The sequence below is a fragment of the Neobacillus sp. S1115 genome (genome assembly GCF_055385565.1).
Map to the genome: position 1 here is coordinate 1,063,504 of NZ_AP038275.1, position 17,008 is coordinate 1,080,511.

The window sequence follows — 17,008 nt, forward strand, 5'->3', positions numbered from 1 at the left end:
AAACAGGAGTGATATCTATGGAAATTCAATTAATCAGACATGCAACTCTTAAAATCAGCATGAATCAATATCATTTCTTAGTGGACCCGATGTTCAGCTCTAAAGGAGAGATGGATCCGGTAGGGAATGCGGCCAATAAGTTCAGGAATCCCTTAGTGGAATTGCCGCTTCCTATTGAAACCATCCTCCATGACATTGACGCGGTCATTTTAACCCACTCCCATCGCGACCACTTTGATGATGCCGCAATCAAAACCATACCGAAGGATTTAAAGATTTTTTGCCAGCCCGAAGATGAAGAAAAGCTTCGTGGGCATGGTTTTTCCAACGTTACAAAAATTAAGGAAGAAGAGAACTGGAATGGGATCCGCCTTACCAGAACGGGAGGGCAGCACGGAACTGGTGAATTAGGCAAGCAGATGGGAGCTGTGTCCGGGTTTATTATGGATTCTGCGGGAGAACCTTCTCTGTATATTGCCGGAGACACCATTTGGTGCGATGAAGTTAAGGAGGCCTTGACGGAACCCTCGCCTGAAATCATCATTTTAAATGGCGGGGAGGCGCAGTTTTTAACAGGTGATCCGATTACTATGGGAATTAAGGATATTGAAAGAGTAAGTGAAGAGGCCCCATCCTCTAAAATTATTGTGGTTCACATGGAGTCATGGAATCATTGCCTGTTGAGCAGGGAAGAGTTGAGGGGATATATTGCAAAAAATGGCTTGCGTAATGTCACGGTCCCGTCTAACGGAGAAATTTTTGAATTTTAAAGGATGAAGTCACGAGTAAATCAACTCGTGACTTTTTTTACAATGAAATTCTGTCTTCTCGGCTATTGGGCTGCGAAGTGACTAGAAATTCAATGTCATTGTCTGTCTCGTTGAAAATTTGATGAGGAACCATTGGCGGCACCTCATAGCCTTCCATTTGTTTGAGAATCACCCGTTTTCCATCAACCTCAAGGGTGGCTGTTCCGGACAAAATGAAAAAGAATTGCCGAGCCTGGACATGGTAATGTCTTTCCTCGGCAGTGTGGGGAGGCATGCGTTCATGGATGATACTCAAATTTGCATCCTTCACCAAATGCCAGCCGTCACATTGTTGTCCCCATATGTAGTGTTCCGCGTTAGACTTGCTTCTTTTCATTTTTTTACCTCAATTCTTCATTACTTGTACATACATTATACTACCTTTCGCTAGACAGATAGTTTGTTCATTTCCGAAGTTTATCTAAGATGGTAAAATGTTCTAAAGGGCTTTAAAAAAAGGATGAGAGCTATATGAATATTGATTACTTTCGAAGTTTTGTAGAAACGGTCAATCAAAAAAGTCTATCCAAGGCAAGTGAACGTCTTAATATATCGCAGCCAGCATTAAGCAAGCAAATTCGGAAATTAGAAGATTTCTTTGATGCGCCATTATTAGTGCGGTCCACATCAGGAGTCGTGCTTACCGAGGCAGGGGAGTTAGTCTACAAAAGGCTGCCGCAAATCCTTGGTGATCTATCGACTCTTCAAAATGATCTTAACAGTTTGAAGGAAATAAGAAGTTATAGAATTGGAACCTTGCCAAGTTTGGCCGGCAATTATATCCCGTCCCGAATCTTAAAATTGAAGGAGAAAGGGATTCACGTGGAAGTTGTTATAAAGAATGCCTCTCAAGAAGTATTTGAACTCCTAAAAAATGGCGAAATCGATGCCGCCATCATTGAAGAAATGCCGGTCAATAAAACGTATTGGCAAAAGGAAATTTTTGAAGAGCCTTTATATGCGATCCTCCGCACTTCTCATAAACTTTCTAGAAAACAGTCTGTTCAGATTGAAGAGATTAGTGACGAGGAATTTGTATTATATCCTTCCTTCTGTACGATTAGGGAAAGTGTCAGCAGGATGTTCCATGAACAGGAGAAAGAGCTTAAGATTATTAGAGAAATAGATTTTGGAGATTTTTTAATTGGATACGTTGCGGCCGGGTCTGGGATTACCGTGGTACCTGAAATGAGTATCAAGAATCTGGGGAACTCATTTGTAAAAGCCATACCATTAAACCATTCCTTAGCCAAACGAAAAATTTCGCTTATTGCAAATTCGAACACAACTGGAAAAGCCTTATATCCATTTTTTTAAAAACTTTAGGAGGATGGGATTTTGTTTAAAGATATTATTGAAACTGAGGCAGAACTGCGGTCATTGCTGGGAACACCGAGTGAACTCGCATCCAAAAAAGTCATTCATCATTTGGACGATCATTGCGTGGAATTTCTTTCAAAATCACCGTTTTTAGTGATGGCTACAGCTGACGAGCAGGGGTTTTGTGATGTTTCCCCAAGGGGAGACCAGCCTGGATTTGTCCTTGTTTTAAATGAAAAACAATTTGTCATACCGGAGCGGCCAGGCAACAAGAGGGTAGATTCATTGCGTAATATTTTATCCAATCCCAGAGTTGGTCTGCAGTTTTTCATACCGGGGTTAGGGGAGACGCTGAGGGTCAATGGGAAGGCTTGTATAGTCAGAGATGACGAGCTGCTTGAGAAGATGGCAGTTGGCGGGAAAAATCCTGTTTTAGGCATTGGGGTTGAAGTAGAAGAATGCTTTATACATTGTGCGAAGGCCTTTAAACGCTCCGGCTTATGGGATACAGAGTCCTGGATTGAAAAAGAACTGCTGCCATCTGCGGCTAAGATCCTTTTTGCCCACGCAAAGCTCCCCGATTCCAGCGTCGATACCATTCAAAAAAGTCTTGAGGAGAGCTATACTAAGAGGATGTATTAATTGATGTCAAAGGAAGTTATCAAGATGAAGCATTACGTAGTCGGCTTTGCATTTAATCACACAATGGATCGCGTCTTAATGTTAAAAAGAAACAAGCCGCCTTACCAATATCTTTACAATGGTGTAGGTGGGAAAATCGAACTTGGTGAGGATCCACAGCATGCCATGTTTCGGGAGCTCCAGGAAGAAACGGGTTTAAAACAGTCCGATATTCAAACATCTAGTCACTTAACCACGCTGGAATTCAAGTCGGGTGTAAGACTATCCGTCTACTATTTCCAATTGAACCGGAACATTGAACCCTCCCCCACAGTTAAAACAATGGATGAAGGAACATTGGAATGGCTGCATATAGAGGACGACCATTTGCTGGACGCCTCTAACCCCAAAATGGCCGGAGACGGAAATATCGCCTATTTCATTCAATTTGCCCAAAAGGTACATAAAGGAATTGCCTCTTTTTAAAGACAGCTGAAAAACAGAATCGGAGGGACACCCATGAAAGAAATCCAGGAATTCGCCAAACAATTCCATAAAGAAATGAACTGGGAAATCAGCAATGAAAGCTTTGAGGAAGCCCGGGCTTCCCTTTTAAATAACTACATGCTGCTGACAACAGAAGTGGCGGAGGTCGCAGAGGAACTGAGAAAGGCTTTTAACATGACAAGGACTCTAGTCCATGAAGGCATGGAGGAAGGGAAGGCCTTCGAAATGTCTAAGGATTTTGTAAAAGAAGACATAGGCAAGGAATTAGCTGACTGCCTCGCCTACATGCTCAAACTTTATAATTATTTTGGCCTCGACCTTGAGGAAACCTTTTACTCCAAAATGGATGAGGTCAAGAACCGGCGTAATAAGGATGTCGCACCGGTAAAAAAATAAAAGACAGGAAGCGCATTCCTGTCTTTCTTCGTCTAAGCCTTAATCTGACCGAACGGTTTTTATTTTAAAAATAAAATAATAATACTTATAAATGACAATTAACAGCAGCACGCTTTTCACGATATAGCTTGGATGAAGGAAAAAAGGAATCGCAATCATTGCATCCGCAAACAACAATATCGACAGCTTCTTCCTTAAAGTCATCGAACGTTCCCGGACGAAGCTTTCCAAATGGCGTTTATAGAGGTTTGTCCCTTTAAACCAGCGCTCAAACCGTTCTGACCCTTTCATGAAGCAAAAGGATGCCAGCAGCAGCAATGGTGTCGTCGGCACCACCGGTAGAATAATCCCTACAATCCCCAAGCCAAGTGCGATAAACCCAATGACAATAAAAAGAAACTTAACAATACGGTTTTGACTAATCATTGCCCTCCATCGATCCAATCAACTTTGTTTACCACTATTATCCCCTTTCCGAAAACAGGTAAGACAGAATCTCCGGCATTCTCTCCCGGAAAAAACGATAATGGTGTTCGCCAGCTTCCACGCTCACAAAGCGGGTATCGGCTATTTGGCTGCTTATAATGTCATAGACCTGTCTGGCAAGGTCAAAGAACAGTTTGCTTGCTTCTGGGTCTTCCGGAACTTCCTTCGTCCCGATATCCATATAAAATTTCTCCACACCCGCCAAATCACTCTGTCTAATAAAATCCTCCAACGCTTCTTGATTCCGATAATAGCCCGGTGAAAGGACGGCCACTTTTCTAAAAATCTGCGGATAACAGCAGGCGGCATAAGTGGAAATAATCGCACCTAATGAAATCCCAGCCATAGCCGTTTCATTCTCAAGTGTCCGATATTTTCGATCAATAAATGGCTTTAACTCATGAACGATAAAATCTAAATAGTCCTCGCCCTTTCCTCCTGAAGGACTGGCATAACCTAATATTTCCTCACTTAACTTTCCTTGCTTCCAAGGGCAGTATTCGTCTATCCGACCCTCTCCCTCGGTATTCAAATCAATCCCGACAACGATAATTTCAAGACCAGATTCCTCTAAATACTTTTTCAATCCTAATGAAGTGCCTTTAATCGCACCTTCATCTTCAAACACATTCTGCCCGTCGTGCATATAGAGAACGGGATATCGCTTCTGCCCGCTCTGATAGGATTCAGGCAAATAAACGCGAATCATTCTATCCTGCTGAAACGAAGTCATATAAAGGGTGAATTTTTCCAACATAATGGATCACTTCCAATCTCGAAATCTCCTAAACTTAAATTTATCATAAACCGACAATTTTTTCTTAAAATTTTTATATAAAAAGAGGACTCCAGCCTTTATAATATGGTTGGATATGGTAAAAAACCCAAACTATTGGAGTGGTACGAAATGCTCACAAGAAAAACGAAAAAGATAGAAAGCCAAACGGAATCCATTGCGGCATTGGAAGAAGTCATGATTGGCGGCCGGAAGCAATGGGTGCTATTCAGAGGGGAAGATGTTAGCCAGCCGATTATGCTGTTTTTGCACGGCGGACCGGGGACGGCACAGATCGGATTTGCCCCGAAATTTCAAAAGGATCTCGAAAAGGAATTCCTAATCGTCAACTGGGACCAAAGAGGGGCAGGCTTGTCTTACTCTCCTGATATTCGAAAAGAAGACCTAACCATTGAAAACATATTAAATGACACCATCGAAGTAATTGAATATCTCCTCAAGCGTTTCAACAAAGAAAAGCTGATTCTTGTTGGGCATTCGTGGGGAACGGTGCTTGGCATTTTGGCTGTTCAGAAATGTCCGGAATATATCTTGAGCTATATCGGCATTGGCCAGGTGGCCGATATGCGGGCGGGGGAAAAGCTATCATATGACTATACATTGAACAAGGCCCGTGAACAAAAAAACGTGAAAGCTCTTAAGGAACTGGAAGGGCTTGTTTATAATCCTGCTGACATGGACTATTTAAACGTCCAAAGAAAATGGCTGACAAAGTTTGGCGGTTCCTATATCGGGGTCAATGATTTTAATTTGATTTATTCTAACATGCTGTTCGCCAATGAATACACGCTGAAGGACTGGTTCTCCTACATAAAAGCAGGAAAATTTTGTTTGGAAACTATGTGGGAAGAGCTGTTGCCGATCGATTTCATAACGAATGCGATAAAGCTTGAGGTGCCGGTTTATATTTTTGGCGGCAGGCAGGATTATCAAACACCATCCGCCTTGGCCAAACAATACTTTGACGCACTAAAATGCCCGCATAAGGAATTTGTTTGGTTTGAAAACTCAGCCCATCTATTGAACTTTGAAGAACCTGAAAAATTTTATCACGAATGTATAAAGATTAAACAAATGCTGACGAATATTTAGGCAATAATAAGCAGCATAGAACTCTGGAAACAGGGTTTTTTTTCGTTATGGTTCGATATACATAATTATTTAATATTTCGAAATAATTTTATTTTTAAAATAGTCCTAATGAATTACTTTAAAATGGTATTTCTTTGCCATTGATTTGTATGCCGTTTGAAAATAAAATTATATTAGGCGATAAAATTGTGATTATCTTCATTTGTTTTTTGAAAGAAAAGAGGTAGAATGAATAATTCCTCTATGCAATTTAAACATTACAACAAGAGAGGTGCATGTTATGAAAAGAATTAGCTTGGCTTGGCAAATCTTCATTGGTTTAGTGCTTGGTATTATTGTTGGTGCCATTTTCTATGGAAACCCGCATATTGCAGATTATTTACAGCCAATTGGAAACGTTTTTATTCGGTTAATTAAAATGATTGTCGTACCAATTGTGGTTTCGAGTATCATAGTAGGGGTTGCCGGTACCGGTGATATGAAATCTTTAGGGAAACTCGGCGGCAAAACGCTGCTATATTTTGAAATCATTACAACAATTGCCATTGTTGTTGGTCTTTTGGCCGGTAACATCTTCCATCCAGGGACTGGCGTTGACCGTTCTCACTTAACGAAAACTGACATTAACACGTATGTGGAAACTGCCAAAACAACAGAAACCCATTCAATGGCTGATACCTTTGTCAATATTGTTCCGACCAATATCATGCAGTCATTAGCGAACGGTGATATGTTAGCGATCATCTTCTTCTCCGTCATGTTCGGATTGGGCGTTGCCGCCATTGGGGAAAAAGGAACCCCGATAATCAATTTCTTCAAGGGAACAGCTGATGCTATGTTCTATGTGACCAATCAAATTATGAAGGTTGCTCCAATTGGTGTATTTGCCTTAATTGGTGTAACGGTTTCAAAATTTGGGTTATCTTCGCTAATTCCTTTAGGAAAATTGGTCATCGTTGTGTACGGTGCCATGGCGTTCTTTATTTTAGTGGTCTTAGGATTAACAGCTAAACTAGTCGGCTTTAATATTTTCAAGCTGTTGAAATATTTGAAAGACGAACTATTATTAGGTTATTCTACAGCAAGCTCGGAAACAGTTCTTCCTAAAATTATGGAAAAAATGGAGAAACTCGGCTGTCCAAAGGCGATTACCTCCTTCGTTATACCAACGGGCTATTCTTTTAATCTCGATGGTTCTACCTTGTACCAAGCAATTGCGGCGTTGTTTATTGCACAAATGTACGGAATCCATATGAGCATCGGCCACCAAATCACGTTGGTGCTTGTATTGATGATTACCTCTAAAGGGATTGCCGGAGTTCCAGGTGTATCATTCGTTGTTCTTCTTGCCACTTTGGGAACCGTAGGTATCCCAGTAGAAGGCCTTGCCTTCATCGCCGGAATCGACCGTATCCTTGACATGGCGCGGACCTGCGTCAATATCGTCGGTAACTCCTTAGCTGCCATCGTGATCTCAAGATGGGAAGGCCATAAGGTTGACGAAGAACCAAAAGAATTAGCAGCATAGTAATAAAAAAAGGTGTCTGACCCTGAGGGTGTCAGGCACCTTTTTTTATTGTGGCGAATTTAGAAAAGGTAGGTCTTATTTCACAGGATTCTGAGACGGGTCCCGCTTTATTTAGTAATTTAAAATAGTAAATGCGCCAATTCCCTTTCCATAGGTTGTACATATTTTAGTAGTATAAGGACAACCTTAAGGGAGGTGGAACAAGTGCACAACCGCGAATACCGAAACCCATTTCGCTTTTGCGTATTCCCTGGCTACCGCTGGTGAGGACCAGGCTGCAGCGGGCCGGGAGCCCCGATTAATGATGTTGATGAATGCTGTCAGGGGCATGACTTTTGTTTAAGCAAAGGAATCGACCCATGCCAATGCGATTTTGAGTTTATGGAATGCCTGAAACATAAAAGAAACAGGCATACGGATAAAGGGCGGAAGGCAGCCCTTATGTATGATTTTATGAAGCTTAAAACTGCATTTACGTGTGGTGAGCGGCGGATTGAATCAAGCGATTGATCCTTTCAATATGTTGTTTTAACATCAAGTATTCTCACCCTTAAACCACTAAGATAAACCGTAAAAAATTTATTTTAATAAGCATAATTTCCCCCATGAAATACTTTAGTTACCCCATTTTTCTGGCGCATTTATCCAATCATAAACCGCTTCTTTCTTACCGAAAATAATAGCGGTCGCTTGAATATTGCAAAGGGGGAAACGGTGTGAAATGGCATAAGCGGATTCTTTCGATGATTCAGGAACGTCAGGATAAAAAGGTGGCCTTGGCAGTGGACACTTCCAGTAATGATGCCCCAACGATTCTCATCAATAACATAGTCAAACTGTTTGAAACAGTCAAACCCGATACGATTTTGGTTCAAGCAGATTTTAAAATAAGGAGCATTTCTCCGATAAAAAGTGACACCATTAAATGGTATTCTCACGGGAAATCCTCCTATACATTAGTTCTTGAGTGGGCAAAGGAAGAACAAATTGATACGCTGTTTTATATTACCGATGTTACCGGCTTTTTTTCTGAGGACTTAGAAAAGCTTGATTATGAAATGTTTTGGCTCGTACCAGGTGTATTCCTTCCTAGAGTGCCGTTTGGCAAAGCAATTAAAGTGGCCTAAGAACGTTAAAAAGACCAAATCCAGGTTTGGTCTTTTTCGTACTTATTGTAATAAAATGAAAAAAGAAGCGTGGTGGCTGCCACGCTTCAAAACGGTTGGAGGTTTTAGGAGGGTTGTCCAAACTAAATTAGTATCTGCCGAAGCTTGTTCCTACAATGATCAATAGGATGAACAGAACAACAATTAAAACGAAGCTATTGTTGTAGCCGTACATAACCTCACCTCCTTTTTACGAGGTAATACAATGTATTCAAAGGGTTTATTTTTTGAACTGGACAATTATGGAATTATACCGAAATATCTTTATCTGTTGAAAAAATAAAATTCTAAAAGATGGTATTGCCTTCAACAATTTCATATAATTATTCTATTATGCAATGTTGTAGGAGGCAGAAATGTCGAAAAAGACGATTGTTTTTACAGGCGGGGGTACCGCAGGCCATGTTACACCCAATCTCGCCATCATCAGTGAGATAAAAAATGACTGGGATATAAAATATATTGGCTCCAAAAAGGGCATTGAAAAGGAATTAATTGAAAAAATTGAAGTCCCTTATTACGGAATAAGCAGCGGGAAGCTGAGAAGGTATATTGATTTTGAAAATGTAAAGGATATCTTCCGGGTGTTAAAGGGATGCCTGGAGGCAAGAAGGGTACTGAAAAAATTAAAGCCCGATTTGGTGTTTTCAAAAGGTGGATTTGTGTCTGTGCCGGTCATTATTGCGGCCAGTTCTTTGAAAATCCCGATCTTTATACATGAAAGTGATATGACCCCGGGTCTTGCGAATAAGATTTCCCAAAGGTTCGCGGACAAAATCTTTACATCCTTTGAAGAGACGGAAAAATATTTTCCGAAAGGTAAAGTGAAGGCCATTGGCTCACCAATAAGGAAGGAAATTTTAGAAGGCTCGTCGGACAGGGGGAGACGCTTCCTAGGGTTCACTAGCGGCCGGCCGATTCTGACCATTATGGGTGGAAGCCTGGGGGCAAGAAAGATCAATGAGGCAGTAAGAGGCTCGCTCAAAGAGCTGACGGCAAAGTACCAAATTGCTCATTTGTGTGGAAAAAATAACCTTGACCCCAGCCTTGAAGGTGTTCCAGGGTACAAGCAATTTGAATATGTACATGAAGAGCTCTCGGATATTTTAGCAGCAACAGACCTGGTGATTACAAGAGGAGGCTCTAATGCCATTTTTGAATTTTTGGCATTAAATATCCCGATGTTAATTGTTCCACTCGGTCTGCAGCAAAGCAGGGGCGACCAGATTTTAAACGCAAAAGCCTTTGCGCAAAAAGGATTCTCCCTCACCCTTGAAGAAGAAAAATTAACTAGCGAGTCACTTTTGAAACATTTAGAATCGCTTGACCAAAAAAGTGCGGAAATGCGCCAGAATATGAAGCGCTCTCAGCAAGGGGAAGCACTGCAGACGCTGGTGACGGAAATCAATAAATATAGATAAAAAGCTAGCGAAGGCTAGCTTTTTTAATTGGATTGGGTATTTAACTTTTCTAATTCATCTTGAATGGCATTCACGTCAATTCGTTCAAATAATGGCTTCACTTCAGTAATTTTGTCCGGGATAGAGTCGATAGATTCCCATGTAAATTCGGAACGAGCAAACATCTGATTGACCTCTTTGCTGGAAAACGGCAAAAACGGTGCTAATAATTGCGCTAAATTCAATATGACGATCGTACAATTGAAAATGGTTTGGTCACATTCGCTTTTATTTTCAGCAATTTGTTTCCATGGCTTTTGTTCGTCAAAATATTTATTCGTGTAGCGGACAAGACTGAAAACCTCTTCTAATGCCTGTTTGAAATGTCCGCCTTCAATATTCTTACCGACCGTCTGATAGGCCTTTTTAATTTTTGTTTGAATATCAGGTTTAATAGAACCAATTGGTACACGTCCCCCGTAGTATTTTTCAATAAACTTCAACGTCCTATTGACCAGGTTCCCATACCCGCCAAGCAACTCGGAGTTGTGGCTATAAATAAATTCCCGCCAGGAAAAATCAGTATCTCGATTCTCAGGTGCATTAATCGTTAAAAAATAGCGAATCGAATCGGGATGATATTTTTCCAAAATATCCGGCACCCACACAGCCCAATTGCGGCTGGTCGAAATCTTTTTCTTTTCAAGAGTTAAATATTCATTCGAAACAATATGGTCTGGCAGCTTTTTGTTTTGAATGCCGAGTAAAATCGCTGGCCAAATGATGCTATGAAAAGGAATATTGTCTTTTCCGTGCACATAATAAGAAACGGCCTCCTCACCCCAAAATTTTGAATCATTTTTTCCGGAATCTAAGGCCCATTTTTTGCTGGCGGAATAATACCCCGAGACTGCCTCAATCCAAACATAGATTTTTTTCTCTTCATAGCCTTTTACAGGAACGCTGATTCCCACTGGTAAATCTCTAGAGACAGCCCGGTCCTGTAAGCCTTCGTTGATGTATCTTTCAGTTAAATGGATAGCATTTTCCCGCCAGGCAGCATTCTCTTTAGCTCTGGAAACCAAGTTTGTGAGCGGTTCTTTGAAATTCTTTAATGAAAAATAGAAGTGCTCTGTTTGCCTAATGGCCGGAGTATTCTCACATAGCTTACACTTTTTCTCTAATAGGTCGATTGGGTCCAGAATGGTGGAGCAATAATCACATTGGTCGCCGCGTGATGGCTGACCGCAATTGGGACAAATCCCCTCGACGTATCGGTCAGGGAGAAACTGCTCGCAGGATTCACAATACGTTTGCTCGATTTCTTTTTTATAAATATAGCCATTGTTGATGAGGTCCAGGAAAATTTGCTGTACCGTTTTATGGTGATGCTCTGAATCTGTTCTCGTGTAACAATCGTATGAAAATCCCAGCCTTTTAAAATTGTCGTCGAACTCGTTGTGGTAGCGGTCGGCAATTGCCTTAGGGGAGACACCTTCCTGTTTGGCGCGGATGGCAATCGGCGTCCCGTTGCAGTCACTTCCCGAAACGTACAATACATTTTCTCCTCTTTGCTGATAATAACGGGCCAAAATATCGCCCGGCAAAAGGCTTGCGATATGGCCGAGATGCAGTGATCCATTCGCATACGGCCATGCTCCTCCAATAAATACATTCATTTTCGATTACCTCCTTTTTTTGAAAAACAAAAAACCCCGCCCTTATCCATAGAAAATAGATAAGGACGGGGTTGTATTAATATCCCGTGGTACCACCTTAATTTACTAATTGCTCACGCAATCAGTCTCTGCAAGTACGGAACGTTGATGTTCGATACTGTGGTTTTGATAACGAGTACCAACTCTCGCCGCAGCCTACTAATTACAGGGTGTAACGTTCAGAACGGAGCTCAGAGGCCATTGTTCAAATGAGTCACTTTGCTTCTTTTCAGCTCCCGAAGCTCTCTGGTGAAAGTATCGTCATTTTACTTTTCCTCGTCATCGCTTATGATGAATATATTGGATTTATTATAAAGGGTAAATTTCCCAAAATCAATTAATATTTGAAAAATGGACTTTAAGAATTGAACTGCAGGGATCTTTCTACCCTAATTTCCTAATCACAGCCCTCACTGGACTCCCATCAGCCTCCACCAAAGGCAGCGGCAATGCAGCCAACTCATAATCCCCTGGCTCCACCTCATCCAAGACCAATCCCTCTAAAATATGAATCCCACAGCGAGTAAGCTCATGGTGGGCGGAAAGTTCTTTACTATCCAACTCATCCACGGATGGCAAATCGAGTCCAAGCAGCCGTACACCCCGTTCAGAAAGATAAGCCGCTAACTCAGGCTCTACTGGGGGAATTGAGCTAGGAAACGCACGACGGTCTGACCAAGCATCAGTCCGAATTAAAAGCCGCTCAACCCCTTCCAAATCCACACCGTTAAGCTCCTTAACTCCTATTTTCGCCATATTCGGCAAATGAACAACCCGCGCCGGACCAATATACAAATTAATATCCAAATCAATTACCCTTTTTCCATCATTATCAAAATGGTAGGGGGCATCAATATGGGTGCCGGTGTGAGCACTCATATTGATTTCGCCGACATTGCAAGAGCCGCTCTCTTCCATACTCCAACTCACCCGATAAGAGAAAGGGGTATCCCCCGGCCAAACCGTAATATTGTTGTGCAACCGCTGCGAAATATCTATCCATTTATTCATTTAAATACCGCCTCCAACACATTTATAGCCTAAGTGTATTACAGCTTTGTCCTGAGGCTCAAGAGCTCCGGAAAGAATTGATGGTCAATGACCTTTTTTAAATATGTAACACCGGAGGATCCGCCAGTTCCCTTCTTATGCCCAATAATTCTCTCCACTGTCGTCATATGATGAAACCGCCAAAGCTGCTGCTGATTACCGATGTCGACCAGCTTTTCAGCCAGTTCGTAGAGGTCCCAGTATTTATCGGTATTGCGGTAAACCGTCAGCCAAGCCTCCTCGACACTGTTATTCGGCTCATAACACACCGACCAATCTCGTTTCAGAACAACCTTATCAACAGGTAATCCATTAGCCGCAAGGGCCGAGATGGCTGCATCATAAATGCTGGGCGCGCCAAGAGCATCGCACATCTTTTTATATAGATCAGCCTGATGCCGATAAACAGCCAATGTCCTAGGATTTTTCTGACCTAAAGCAAACTCAATCAACCTATTTTGATACGATTGGAACCCAGAAGAACGTCCAAGTTTATGGCGAAATTGCATGTAATCAGCAGGCGTCAAGGTCGTGAGAACATTCCACGCCTGGATTAACTGCTGCTGAATCCTAGAAACGCGCGACAGCATCTTGAATGATGGCTCCAAATCGTTTCGGAGAATACATTGGATGGCGGCGTTCAATTCGTGCAGAATCAGCTTCATCCATAGCTCGCTCGTCTGGTGGATGATGATAAACAGCATTTCATCGTGGTGGTCGGATAACCGGTTCTGGCTTGATAAAACTTTATCGAGATGAAGATAATCTCCGTAGGACATTTCTTTTTGAAAGTCAGTCTGAATTTCCTTGTCTAAATCCAAGTTTTGGTCTTGCGCATCGCTTTCCATATATCTAGGCTCCTTTAGGAAATTTTTAAAAAAAAGACCTAAGGCTACGCGACAATATCCCGCTCATTAACAAACTTTTCATACTGTTTTTCCGACATAATGATCTTTAAAACTTGAACAACCTTCCAAACTTCTTCAAAGGTGTTGTAAAGGGCAACCGGAGCCAGCCGGATAATATTAGGAGCACGGAAATCTGGAACGACCCCATTTTCCTTTAATGCTTTGCAAATTCGGGCCGCCTCATCATGCTCAAGACTGACATGTCCACCGCGGCGGGAATCCTCACGAGGGTTTCTGATGACGAAATTCATGTTAGCTAACTCATGTTCAATTAATTTCATTAGATATTGGGTAAGATGCAAAGATTTCTGCCGAATATTCTCAATCCCGGCTTCAGCAAACATCTCCAAGGAGCCAATTAGCGGGGCGAGGCTCAAAACATGCGGTGTGCCAATTTGATAAGCGGCCGCTGTTTCCGCCGGTGTAAAGGTATGCTCCAGGTCAAATTGCTTCTCTTTGTTCGAGCCAAACCATCCGGCTAAACCAGGGGATGCCCCAAAATGTTTTCGATTCACATACAAACTACCGACGGCCCCAGGCCCTCCGTTTAAATATTTGTAATTGCACCAATAGGCAAAATCAACATCCCATTCGCTGAAGGAATGGGGGATGGCGCCAATTGAATGGCAGGCATCAAAGCCTATTAAAATATTGCGCTTGTGTGCTTCCAAGGTTAACCGTTTCATATCCAGCACCTGACCGCTGCGGTACAATACCGTCGGAAGGATTATCAAGACAATATCTTCAGCCATGGCTTCGATTATATCCGCCTCTTTTATGAATCTACCATCGCGGCTCTTCACGGATATAAGGTGAGTTTCTGGATCAAGACCATGAACTTGTAGCTGGCTTTTTAAAGCATAAATATCACTAGGAAAATTTAATTCATCTGCTAATATTTTCATGCGGGAATCTGTTGGTTTATAAAAAGTAGCAACAAGCTGATGGAGATTAGTAGTAGTGGAACCGCTTGCAATTACTTCGTCAGGAGCTGCCCCTATAAGCGGTGCAATCATTTTTCCTAATTTTTCTGACAGGAAAAACCATGGCTGCTTTCCTTTTGTCCAGCCGTCAATTCCATAGTCCTTCCAATCCTCGATAGTATCGAGAAGTGTACGTTCCGCCCGTTTGGAAAGTAGTCCTAACGAATTCCCGTCCATATAAATGGAATCTGGCTTTTTGTAAAACTCATCACGGAACCTCGATAGGGCATCCTCCTTGTCTAACATCCTGGCAAACCCTTGTGTCGGCGAAAAATCTTCTATGTGCATTGGACTCCTCCTTCTCTAATAAAAATATATTCTAATTGAATCTTAACAATGAATTGGAAAAAAGGGCAAAAAAAATAGATTGGTGACTGCACCAATCAAGATTATGGGAAGTTTTAAGAAATGAGTTCAAGGAACTTATTTCTTAATTAAGTTACTTTTATAATAGTGAAAAGTTATGTAGAAGTTGGGGGAAAGTTGTGGGGAAGTTGTGAAGATTTACTCTTGTTACCTTGCTCAAAAACCTGTATTTCCCCAATTCCTCGAAAACCTTTCTTAAAACTTTGGTACAAAATGGTTTAATTTACAGAATAATTGCTTTATAATTTTATTTGTAAACCAAATTGTATTTATAGTTAACAAATAAAATTAGAGGTGATAATGTGAGTTGGTCTAATCTAGCAAACGAAGTGATTGATGGGTATGTTTTAACAAAAGAGCAAGCCAAGGAAATCCTGCTTTCCAAAGACGATGAAATTTTGTCGCTGGTCAATGCCGCCTATGAAATCCGCCGGCATTATTATGGGAAAAAGGTAAAGTTAAATTTAATCATTAACGCCAAAAGCGGCCTATGTCCGGAGGATTGCGGCTATTGTGCGCAGTCGATTAATGCGAAAACCGAAATCGACCGGTATACCCTTATCAGCAAGCAGACGATTGTCGAGGGTGCCAAGGAAGCAAAGAAAAACAAAATTGGTACATACTGTATCGTCATGAGTGGCCGGAAACCGACCAACAATGAGGTCGATACCGTCATTTCAGCAGTTCAAGAGATTAAGAGCGAGGTTGAGCAAATCAAGATTTGCGCTTGTATGGGGCTGGTCAACGAAGAGCAGGCAGTCAGGCTGAAAGAGGCAGGGGTTGACCGTTTCAATCACAATATCAATACAAGTGCCAATCACCATGCTAATATCACGACTACACATGATTATGACGACCGTGTCGAAACGATTGAAAATGTGAAGAAAGCGGGGATTTCCCCTTGCTCCGGTGTTATTTGCGGAATGGGAGAAACCGATGATGATATCGTTGAGATGGCCTTTGCGTTAAGGGAACTGGATGCTGATTCCATTCCGGTTAATTTCCTTCATCCGATCAAAGGAACGAAGCTAGAGGATCTAAACGAGCTGACACCAATACGTTGCCTCAAAATTTTGGCACTGTTCCGCTTCATCAATCCGACAAAAGAAATCCGCATCTCAGGCGGCCGTGAATTTAACTTACGATCACTTCAGAATCTGGGACTGTTTATCGCCAACTCCATTTTTGTCGGCGATTACCTGACAACTGCCGGCCAAGGGGCTAGTGAAGACTATCAACTAATTAAGGACCTTGGCTTCGAAATTGAAGACAACCCATTTGAAACAGAAAGCCAGACATTTGCGGAAACCTTTTAAAAATTAGCCCCTCACTTTACTCTAAAGTGAGGGGCTTTATTTTTAAAGCAAAAAAAATAGATTGGCGCAAGCACCAATCAAAATTATGGGAAGTTTTAAGAAATGAGTTCAATGAACTTATTTCCTAATTAAGTTACTTTTATATTAATAGTATCTTGTGTAGAACTTATAGGGAACTTATGTGGAAGTTGTGAAGATTTTCGCTATCTGATGATTAGGTCAATATCTTTAATTGACTCCATGTCCCTTCCCATTTCTTTGTTTTAACCCGATTAAAATAAACTTTATTAAGCTCCATATTTGCCAAAAAAAATGGGGTAGGTTTAACTTCCATATGAATCAAATCCTCGATTCCCCATGGGGCAGCAATTACTTAGATAAAATTTAACACATTTTTCCAATAGGGTACCGCAATCTTATTAAGAGCTATAACTCCTGAACAGCTTAAAAATTCAAGGCTCCAGTCATTATGAAAGGCTTATAACACCCGAACGATATAAAAAAACGATGCTCCGGTCGTTTTAAATTATAATAACCCCAGCAAAA

19 protein-coding genes and 1 other annotated feature are annotated in these 17,008 nt (G+C 41.5%); of the genes, 10 read left to right on the plus strand and 9 right to left on the minus strand.

Annotation, left to right across the window (positions count from 1 at the left end; translation table 11 throughout):
• Positions 1-17 precede the first annotated feature (17 nt).
• Positions 18-770, plus strand: coding sequence for an MBL fold metallo-hydrolase (locus ACZ5B7_RS05155; protein ID WP_464492948.1), 753 nt, complete (start codon positions 18-20; stop codon positions 768-770).
• A 37-nt stretch (positions 771-807) separates the two neighbouring features.
• Here ACZ5B7_RS05155 and ACZ5B7_RS05160 read toward each other — a convergent pair whose 3' ends face one another.
• Entirely contained in the window at positions 808-1,146 is a 339-nt protein-coding gene (locus tag ACZ5B7_RS05160; protein ID WP_464492949.1) for a cupin domain-containing protein, read from the minus strand.
• A 134-nt stretch (positions 1,147-1,280) separates the two neighbouring features.
• Between ACZ5B7_RS05160 and ACZ5B7_RS05165 the strand changes: the two genes are divergently transcribed.
• Genes ACZ5B7_RS05165 through ACZ5B7_RS05180 form a run of 4 tightly spaced genes read left to right on the plus strand, consistent with a single transcriptional unit; the run spans position 1,281 to position 3,653 of the window.
• Positions 1,281-2,126 carry a LysR family transcriptional regulator gene (locus ACZ5B7_RS05165; protein WP_464492950.1) on the plus strand — a complete coding sequence of 282 codons (846 nt, stop codon included), beginning with the start codon at positions 1,281-1,283 and terminating at the stop codon, positions 2,124-2,126.
• 18 nt (positions 2,127-2,144) lie between these two features.
• Complete coding sequence (locus ACZ5B7_RS05170) at positions 2,145-2,771, plus strand: pyridoxamine 5'-phosphate oxidase family protein (protein WP_464494436.1); 627 nt, start codon at positions 2,145-2,147, stop codon at positions 2,769-2,771.
• Between the two features lie 3 nt (positions 2,772-2,774).
• Positions 2,775-3,236 (plus strand): NUDIX domain-containing protein, encoded by a 462-nt coding sequence (locus ACZ5B7_RS05175; RefSeq protein WP_464492951.1) that lies wholly within the window; start codon positions 2,775-2,777, stop codon positions 3,234-3,236.
• 33 nt (positions 3,237-3,269) lie between these two features.
• Positions 3,270-3,653, plus strand: coding sequence for a MazG nucleotide pyrophosphohydrolase domain-containing protein (locus tag ACZ5B7_RS05180; RefSeq protein WP_464492952.1), 384 nt, complete (start codon positions 3,270-3,272; stop codon positions 3,651-3,653).
• A 39-nt stretch (positions 3,654-3,692) separates the two neighbouring features.
• Here the strand turns inward: ACZ5B7_RS05180 and ACZ5B7_RS05185 are convergent, their stop codons facing one another.
• Together ACZ5B7_RS05185 and ACZ5B7_RS05190 are read right to left on the minus strand one after the other, a co-directional pair.
• A complete protein-coding gene (locus ACZ5B7_RS05185) occupies positions 3,693-4,079 on the minus strand; it encodes a YbaN family protein (protein WP_464492953.1) in 387 nt (128 codons plus the stop codon).
• 37 nt (positions 4,080-4,116) lie between these two features.
• Positions 4,117-4,896, minus strand: coding sequence for an alpha/beta hydrolase (locus tag ACZ5B7_RS05190; protein ID WP_464492954.1), 780 nt, complete (start codon positions 4,894-4,896; stop codon positions 4,117-4,119).
• Between the two features lie 150 nt (positions 4,897-5,046).
• Here ACZ5B7_RS05190 and ACZ5B7_RS05195 point away from each other — a divergent pair, with 150 nt between their 5' ends.
• The 3 genes from ACZ5B7_RS05195 to ACZ5B7_RS05205 all read left to right on the plus strand — a co-directional run bounded on the left by ACZ5B7_RS05195 (position 5,047) and on the right by ACZ5B7_RS05205 (position 8,682).
• Entirely contained in the window at positions 5,047-6,027 is a 981-nt protein-coding gene (locus tag ACZ5B7_RS05195; protein WP_464492955.1) for an alpha/beta fold hydrolase, read from the plus strand.
• 280 nt (positions 6,028-6,307) lie between these two features.
• Positions 6,308-7,555 (plus strand): cation:dicarboxylate symporter family transporter, encoded by a 1,248-nt coding sequence (locus ACZ5B7_RS05200; RefSeq protein WP_464492956.1) that lies wholly within the window; start codon positions 6,308-6,310, stop codon positions 7,553-7,555.
• A 716-nt stretch (positions 7,556-8,271) separates the two neighbouring features.
• Complete coding sequence (locus tag ACZ5B7_RS05205; protein ID WP_213146421.1) at positions 8,272-8,682, plus strand: hypothetical protein; 411 nt, start codon at positions 8,272-8,274, stop codon at positions 8,680-8,682.
• A 127-nt stretch (positions 8,683-8,809) separates the two neighbouring features.
• On the opposite strand, the gene ACZ5B7_RS05210 is transcribed toward ACZ5B7_RS05205, so the two are convergent.
• A complete protein-coding gene (locus ACZ5B7_RS05210) occupies positions 8,810-8,896 on the minus strand; it encodes a YjcZ family sporulation protein (protein WP_378587872.1) in 87 nt (28 codons plus the stop codon).
• A gap of 181 nt (positions 8,897-9,077) precedes the next feature.
• Between ACZ5B7_RS05210 and ACZ5B7_RS05215 the strand changes: the two genes are divergently transcribed.
• Positions 9,078-10,142: an undecaprenyldiphospho-muramoylpentapeptide beta-N-acetylglucosaminyltransferase gene (locus ACZ5B7_RS05215; protein WP_464492957.1), complete on the plus strand. Its 1,065-nt coding sequence runs from the start codon at positions 9,078-9,080 to the stop codon at positions 10,140-10,142.
• 23 nt (positions 10,143-10,165) lie between these two features.
• Here ACZ5B7_RS05215 and metG read toward each other — a convergent pair whose 3' ends face one another.
• The 4 genes from metG to kynU all read right to left on the minus strand — a co-directional run bounded on the left by metG (position 10,166) and on the right by kynU (position 15,068).
• Entirely contained in the window at positions 10,166-11,800 is a 1,635-nt protein-coding gene (metG, locus tag ACZ5B7_RS05220) for a methionine--tRNA ligase (RefSeq protein ID WP_464492958.1), read from the minus strand.
• Positions 11,801-11,858: 58 nt separating this feature from the next.
• Positions 11,859-12,131: a binding site (T-box leader), on the minus strand.
• 92 nt (positions 12,132-12,223) lie between these two features.
• The gene (kynB, locus tag ACZ5B7_RS05225; protein ID WP_464492959.1) at positions 12,224-12,850 is read right to left on the minus strand and encodes an arylformamidase; all 627 of its coding nucleotides are present in this window, start codon (positions 12,848-12,850) and stop codon (positions 12,224-12,226) included.
• 38 nt (positions 12,851-12,888) lie between these two features.
• Entirely contained in the window at positions 12,889-13,737 is an 849-nt protein-coding gene (gene kynA / locus ACZ5B7_RS05230; RefSeq protein ID WP_464492960.1) for a tryptophan 2,3-dioxygenase, read from the minus strand.
• 44 nt (positions 13,738-13,781) lie between these two features.
• Positions 13,782-15,068, minus strand: a complete 1,287-nt coding sequence (gene kynU, locus ACZ5B7_RS05235; protein WP_464492961.1) for a kynureninase — start codon at positions 15,066-15,068, stop codon at positions 13,782-13,784.
• 380 nt (positions 15,069-15,448) lie between these two features.
• Between kynU and bioB the strand changes: the two genes are divergently transcribed.
• On the plus strand, positions 15,449-16,462 hold the full coding sequence (gene bioB / locus ACZ5B7_RS05240) for a biotin synthase BioB (protein ID WP_464492962.1): 1,014 nt from the start codon (positions 15,449-15,451) through the stop codon (positions 16,460-16,462).
• A gap of 214 nt (positions 16,463-16,676) precedes the next feature.
• On the opposite strand, the gene ACZ5B7_RS05245 is transcribed toward bioB, so the two are convergent.
• On the minus strand, positions 16,677-16,832 hold the full coding sequence (locus ACZ5B7_RS05245; RefSeq protein WP_464494437.1) for a nucleotidyltransferase family protein: 156 nt from the start codon (positions 16,830-16,832) through the stop codon (positions 16,677-16,679).
• Positions 16,833-17,008 lie beyond the last annotated feature (176 nt).

Coding starts and splice junctions, on each gene's coding strand:
- ACZ5B7_RS05200 (WP_464492956.1), top strand. CDS start 6,308: ATGAAAAGAATTAGCTTGGCTTGGCAAATCTTCATTGGTTTAGTGCTT.
- metG (WP_464492958.1), bottom strand. CDS start 11,800: ATGAATGTATTTATTGGAGGAGCATGGCCGTATGCGAATGGATCACTG.
- ACZ5B7_RS05215 (WP_464492957.1), top strand. CDS start 9,078: ATGTCGAAAAAGACGATTGTTTTTACAGGCGGGGGTACCGCAGGCCAT.
- ACZ5B7_RS05175 (WP_464492951.1), top strand. CDS start 2,775: ATGTCAAAGGAAGTTATCAAGATGAAGCATTACGTAGTCGGCTTTGCA.
- ACZ5B7_RS05165 (WP_464492950.1), top strand. CDS start 1,281: ATGAATATTGATTACTTTCGAAGTTTTGTAGAAACGGTCAATCAAAAA.
- ACZ5B7_RS05185 (WP_464492953.1), bottom strand. CDS start 4,079: ATGATTAGTCAAAACCGTATTGTTAAGTTTCTTTTTATTGTCATTGGG.
- ACZ5B7_RS05180 (WP_464492952.1), top strand. CDS start 3,270: ATGAAAGAAATCCAGGAATTCGCCAAACAATTCCATAAAGAAATGAAC.
- ACZ5B7_RS05160 (WP_464492949.1), bottom strand. CDS start 1,146: ATGAAAAGAAGCAAGTCTAACGCGGAACACTACATATGGGGACAACAA.
- ACZ5B7_RS05190 (WP_464492954.1), bottom strand. CDS start 4,896: ATGTTGGAAAAATTCACCCTTTATATGACTTCGTTTCAGCAGGATAGA.
- ACZ5B7_RS05155 (WP_464492948.1), top strand. CDS start 18: ATGGAAATTCAATTAATCAGACATGCAACTCTTAAAATCAGCATGAAT.
- ACZ5B7_RS05195 (WP_464492955.1), top strand. CDS start 5,047: ATGCTCACAAGAAAAACGAAAAAGATAGAAAGCCAAACGGAATCCATT.
- kynU (WP_464492961.1), bottom strand. CDS start 15,068: ATGCACATAGAAGATTTTTCGCCGACACAAGGGTTTGCCAGGATGTTA.
- kynB (WP_464492959.1), bottom strand. CDS start 12,850: ATGAATAAATGGATAGATATTTCGCAGCGGTTGCACAACAATATTACG.
- ACZ5B7_RS05210 (WP_378587872.1), bottom strand. CDS start 8,896: ATGTACGGCTACAACAATAGCTTCGTTTTAATTGTTGTTCTGTTCATC.
- kynA (WP_464492960.1), bottom strand. CDS start 13,737: ATGGAAAGCGATGCGCAAGACCAAAACTTGGATTTAGACAAGGAAATT.